Source organism: Nocardioides pelophilus, from assembly GCF_014180685.1.
GTDB lineage: Bacteria > Actinomycetota > Actinomycetes > Propionibacteriales > Nocardioidaceae > Nocardioides > Nocardioides pelophilus.
In genome coordinates this window covers 1-3,159 of the sequence record NZ_JACEHF010000259.1, presented here as the reverse complement: position 1 = coordinate 3,159, position 3,159 = coordinate 1, and the positions used below count along the sequence as shown (strand labels likewise).

Below are 3,159 nucleotides of genomic sequence, written 5' to 3'. Positions count from 1 at the left end.
GTGGGGCCCGCCCGGTGCCGTCGTCATCGAGCGACCATCACGGTCGGCTCAGGTGTTAGCGCTCCTCCTCGCCGAGGATCGACCGCAGTCGCTTCGGCGCCGGGGAGTCGTCGCTCGGGGCCATCGTGTCGCCCGGGGTCTGCAGCGCCTCGAGCTGCTGGGTGAAGTAGCTCTTGAGGCGGGAGCGGTACTCACGCTCGAACGAGCGCAGGTTCTCGACCTCGACGCTGAGCTTGTCGCGCTCCTTCTCGAGGTCCGCGAAGAGCTGGTTGCGGCGCTCCGCGGTCTCGGCGTCGAGCATCTCGGCCCGGGTCCGCGCGTCGGACTCCATCCGGTCCGCCTTGCCCTTCGACTCGTTGTCGAGCCGCTCGGCCTTGGTGCGGGCCTCGCCGACGATCCGGTCGGCCTCGTTCTTGGCATCCTCGACGAGCTCGTCGGCGTTGCGGGTCGCGATCTCGAGCAGCCGGGCCGCGGCGTTGGAGGCCTCGGGAACGGTCTCGACGCGGATCGTCTCGACACCGCCGGCCGCAGGGGCAGCGGGAGCCGCGGCGACCACAGGGGCCGGCGTCTCCGGGACCGCGGGCGTCTCCGGCACCGCGGTGAGCTGGGTCGGCGCGGGCTCGAACGACGGCGCGCCCGACTGGGCAGCAGCAAGCTTGGCCCGAAGTTCGTCGTTCTCGGCGGTCAGGCGAGCGAGCTCGGCCTCCACCTCGTCGAGGAACTGGTCGACCTCACCCATGTCGTAGCCCTCGCGGAGCCGGACGGGGGTAAAGCGCTTGTTGCTCACGTCCTCGGGCGTCAGCGGCATGACCTCACCTATCTTTTGAGAAACTGGGACTTACTTTCCCGCGAACAATAGCGCCTGAGCAGCCACAACTAAGAGTCGGGAACTCAGGCCAGGAAGATCGAGCGGTTCACGATCAGCGCGACGTAGGCGAGGATCATGACCAGGATGAAGCTCAGGTCGAGCGCGAAGTTGCCGATCCTGATCGGTTTGATCACCCGTCTCAGGGCGTTGATCGGCGGGTCGGTGATCGAGTAGACGATCTCGAGCACGACCAGCAGGATCCCGCGCGGTTCCCACGACCTGGCGAACACCTGCACCCAGTCGACGATGAACCGGATCCAGAGCAGCCCGATGAACGTGTAGAGGACACCCTCGATGATCTGACCTGCGAGTGACAACGACAGTTCCTAGCGTGGCTGGTGGGGACTGCGGCGATCCTAGGGCAGCGCGCCTAACGACGATCGACCGACCAACCAGCGACCCCGAGTCGTCACCGCAAGCCGCCAAGCAGCCGCAACCCGTGACCGCGTCGACCGCGGCGCGGCAGCGTGTCGCGCGCGGCGTAGCCGCACGGGGCGCAGCCCGTGGCCCGAGCGGAGCGAGGGGCCGCGCGGCAAGCACCGTCCGCGACACGCTCGCGCAATCCAACTCAGCTCTGGTTGAAGAAGCCGCCCTCGGCGATCCGGGCCTTGTCGGCGGCGGCCACGGTGACGTTGGGCGGCGACAGCAGGAACACCTTGCTGGTCACCCGCTCGATGCTGCCGCGGGTCGCGAAGATCAGGCCGGCGGCGAAGTCGACCAGGCGCTTGGCGTCGGCGTCGTCCATCTCGGACAGGTTCATGATGACCGGCGTGCCGTCGCGGTACTGCTCCCCCACTGCGCGCGCCTCGTTGTAGGTGCGCGGGTGCAGGGTCGTGATCCGCGAGAGCTCGGCCACCACGTCGACGGCGGGTGCCGGCGTCGGGCGCCGGCGCTCGTTGATGTCGGCGACAGAGGCGGAGCGGACGCGTGCCCGCTCCGGACGAGTCTCGCGTGCAGGAGCGGTCTCCTGGGCGTCGTAACCGTCGCCGTCGAACTCGTCGTAGCCGGTGTCCTCGAGCAGGCCGAGGTACTCACCGATCCTGCGCATCGCACCGCTCATGGCGTTCGCCTCCGGATGATCTCTGCGCCCCGACACGGGACGACTGGTCTTGTTCTGGACATTACTGGACCGAGGGCCTCGAACCGAGGACCGCGGTGCCGACGCGCACGTGTGTCGCGCCGGCTCTGATCGCGGCTTCCAGGTCGCCACTCATCCCTGCCGACAACCAGTCGGCGGAAGGGTGGTCGGCGAGGAAGTCACGTCGTACGTCGGACAGCCGGGCGAACGCCGCGACGGGGTCCTCCCCCAGCGGGGCGACTGCCATCAGGCCGCGGAGCCGCAGGCTGCCGGCGGCCTCGACGAGAGCGGCCAGAGCCGGCAGGTCGGTCGGGTCCGCGCCGGCTCGACCGGGCGAGTCGGGTGGGTCGAGGCTGACCTGCAGCAGCACGTCGACCGACGTCGGCGCCGGGCCGGGACGGTCGTGGGCGCCGGCGTCGAGCCGGCCGACGAGCTTGGCCCGGTCGACGGAGTGCACGACGTCGGCGTAGGCCGCCACCGCGGCTGCCTTGTTGCTCTGCAGCCCGCCGACGAAGTGCCAGCGCAGCGCGGGGGCGCCGGCACCGAGCAGGTCGGCGCACTCGCGGTGCTTGGCCTCCGCCTCCTGGTGCCGGTTCTCGCCCACGTCGGTGACCCCGAGGTCGACGAGCAGCCGGACGTCGGAGGCGGGGAAGTACTTGGTGATGACGACGAGGGTGATCTCGTCGGGGTCTCGACCGGCGTCGGCGCACGCGGCGGCGATCCGTCCACGGACCCGGGCGAGCCCGGCGGCGATCTCGTCGTGGCGGGTCATCGGCCCGACGCTTCCGGTCGGAGCCGGATCACAGCCGCCAGCCGGCCGGCCTGCTGGGCGTCGCGGCGGAAGGAGTAGAGGTCCGCGGACTCCCGGGTGCAGCGACCCACGTCCTCGACCCGGACCCCGGCGCGGCCGAGCTGGGCGATCACACCGGCTCCGAGGTCGAGCGCGGGTGTGCCCCACGAGGTCGTCGCTCGCGTCGCCGGCTCGATCGCGACGACCTCCTCCTGCATCGCGGGCGGCACCTCGTAGCAACCGCCGCAGATCCGCGGACCGACCCACGCGGTGATCCGGTCGGCACCGAGCTCGCGCATCCGGGCCACCGTCGCCGGCACCACGCCGCGGACCACGCCGAGCCGCCCGGCGTGGGCCGCGCCGATCACGCCGACCTCGGCGTCGGCGAGGAGCACCGGGACGCAGTCGGCCGCGCGCACCATC

Annotated in this window: 5 protein-coding genes; all 5 read right to left on the bottom strand. The window is 71.0% G+C overall.

The features are described from left to right. Positions 1 to 55: 55 nt before the first annotated feature. Positions 56 to 808, bottom strand: a complete 753-nt coding sequence (locus H0488_RS22545; protein WP_183101437.1) for a DivIVA domain-containing protein — start codon at positions 806 to 808, stop codon at positions 56 to 58. Positions 809 to 891: 83 nt separating this feature from the next. Next, positions 892 to 1,185 carry a YggT family protein gene (locus H0488_RS22540; protein ID WP_183101436.1) on the bottom strand — a complete coding sequence of 98 codons (294 nt, stop codon included), beginning with the start codon at positions 1,183 to 1,185 and terminating at the stop codon, positions 892 to 894. 251 nt (positions 1,186 to 1,436) lie between these two features. After that, complete coding sequence (locus H0488_RS22535) at positions 1,437 to 1,928, bottom strand: cell division protein SepF (RefSeq protein ID WP_183101435.1); 492 nt, start codon at positions 1,926 to 1,928, stop codon at positions 1,437 to 1,439. A gap of 61 nt (positions 1,929 to 1,989) precedes the next feature. After that, on the bottom strand, positions 1,990 to 2,718 hold the full coding sequence (locus tag H0488_RS22530; protein WP_183101434.1) for a YggS family pyridoxal phosphate-dependent enzyme: 729 nt from the start codon (positions 2,716 to 2,718) through the stop codon (positions 1,990 to 1,992). Continuing rightward, a partial coding sequence (locus H0488_RS22525) for a purine nucleoside phosphorylase YfiH/LACC1 family protein (RefSeq protein WP_183101433.1) occupies positions 2,715 to 3,159 on the bottom strand: 445 nt, incomplete at its 5' end. The genes H0488_RS22525 and H0488_RS22530, both read right to left, overlap by 4 nt.

Coding starts and splice junctions, on each gene's coding strand:
- H0488_RS22535 (WP_183101435.1), bottom strand. CDS start 1,928: ATGAGCGGTGCGATGCGCAGGATCGGTGAGTACCTCGGCCTGCTCGAG.
- H0488_RS22530 (WP_183101434.1), bottom strand. CDS start 2,718: ATGACCCGCCACGACGAGATCGCCGCCGGGCTCGCCCGGGTCCGTGGA.
- H0488_RS22545 (WP_183101437.1), bottom strand. CDS start 808: ATGCCGCTGACGCCCGAGGACGTGAGCAACAAGCGCTTTACCCCCGTC.